Here is a 1,513-nt window from a genome sequence, read left to right as displayed (position 1 = left end):
TACAATCGCTACCGTCGGGAAGCGATGGCCCTGCGCAGGATCCGACCTCAGGAGCGGATCACCTGGCTGGATGCTGCACGGCTGTTTCTCAGCAATGCCGGCACGGACCTATGGCACGCCGCCCACGACGGCCGGCTTCGTCGCGAGCTGGCCGGAATTCTGAGCTTCCGTTTCCTGCAGTTCTGGGGAAGCTATCAGGGGTGGCGCATGGCCGGAGGCCTAACCAGCCAGTTGAAGCAGACGTTCTACTACCCGCGTGGTCTGGGTCGCGCAGCAGACCCTTCCGCCCGACCGGTGGATCCCATCGCCTATGACCGTCCGGCCGGCGGGAGGCATCCCACCGGAAATGAGCCACCGCTCACGCCGGGGGCAGAGTGAAAGCCAGGCTGGCCTCGAAGCGGAGCAGGGTGGCGGCCCGTCCTATGGCGGGAGCAGCCGGATCCCCTGGTCACACCTGCGGATGGCCAGGCCGTGGCAATGGAGGGTCGGAATCTTGAGCGAACTCGAGATCGTCGCCCTGGTGCCGATGCGCCACCACAGCCAGCGGGTGCCGGGCAAGAACTACCGTCTGTTGAATGGCCGTCCGCTGTATGCCTACATCCTGGACAGCCTGCTGCAGTCTGGCGCCGTGTCACGCATCGTGGTCGATACCGATAGCCCAGAGATCCGGCGAGGGATCGGCGAGGCCTTCCCGGAGGTGACGCTCCTCGACCGGCCTCCGGAGTTGCGGGATGGCTCGATCTCGATGAACCGGGTTCTGCTGCATGACGCGGCGGCCATCCCCGCGCCTTTCTACCTGCAGACACACAGCACCAACCCGCTGCTCTCGGCCGGCAGCATCGCGGCCGCGGTCCGCGCATTTCGCCAGGCATTGCCGCAGCACGATTCGCTCTTCAGTGTCACTCGCTGGCAGAAACGCCTGTGGGACGCTGCCGGCAACCCGGTTAACCACGATCCGGCCGTACTGCTTAACACCCAGGACCTGCCGCCTGTGTATGAGGAGAACTCCTGCCTCTATCTCTTTGAGCGCGAGGGGTTTCTCCGCCGCAAGAACCGCATCGGCGAGCATCCGTTGTTGTTCGAGATCCCCGCAAGGGAGGCGTTGGACATCGATGATGAGGAGGAGTTCCGTCTGGTCGAGGGCCTGCTGGCGGGCCGAGGTTGAGCGATGGCTAAGCAGCAGTCGGTTCCTCGCACAGGGGAGAGCGGGTTGAAGGTTCTGGTCTCGGCGCCCTATCTGATCCCGTCCATGTCCAGGTTCCGGCCGCTCTTTGACACGGCCGGGATCGAGACCTGGATCGCGCCGGTAGTGGAGCGGTTGGAGGAAGAGGCTCTGCTCCACTACGCCGGCAAGGTCGATGGGGTGATCTGCGGTGACGACCAGTTCACCTCCCGGGTTCTCCAAGCTTGCGCACCCAGACTGCGAGTGATCTCCAAGTGGGGCACGGGCATCGATTCCATCGATCGTGAGGCGGCGACCCAACTGGGCATCCAGGTGTACAACACACCCGAC

The 1,513-nt window shown here is 64.6% G+C and carries 3 protein-coding genes; all 3 read left to right on the top strand.

Annotated features, from left to right (window positions below):
• The coding region (locus tag MUO23_01945) for a hypothetical protein (protein ID MCJ7511716.1) at positions 1-378 on the top strand (378 nt) is incomplete at its 5' end.
• A 115-nt stretch (positions 379-493) separates the two neighbouring features.
• Positions 494-1,165, top strand: a complete 672-nt coding sequence (locus MUO23_01940; protein ID MCJ7511715.1) for an acylneuraminate cytidylyltransferase family protein — start codon at positions 494-496, stop codon at positions 1,163-1,165.
• Between the two features lie 3 nt (positions 1,166-1,168).
• The coding region (locus tag MUO23_01935; protein MCJ7511714.1) for a hypothetical protein at positions 1,169-1,513 on the top strand (345 nt) is incomplete at its 3' end.

It is taken from the genome of Anaerolineales bacterium, from assembly GCA_022866145.1.
In the GTDB taxonomy this organism is placed as follows: domain Bacteria; phylum Chloroflexota; class Anaerolineae; order Anaerolineales; family E44-bin32; genus PFL42.
This window is presented reverse-complemented; position numbering and strand designations above follow the sequence as displayed.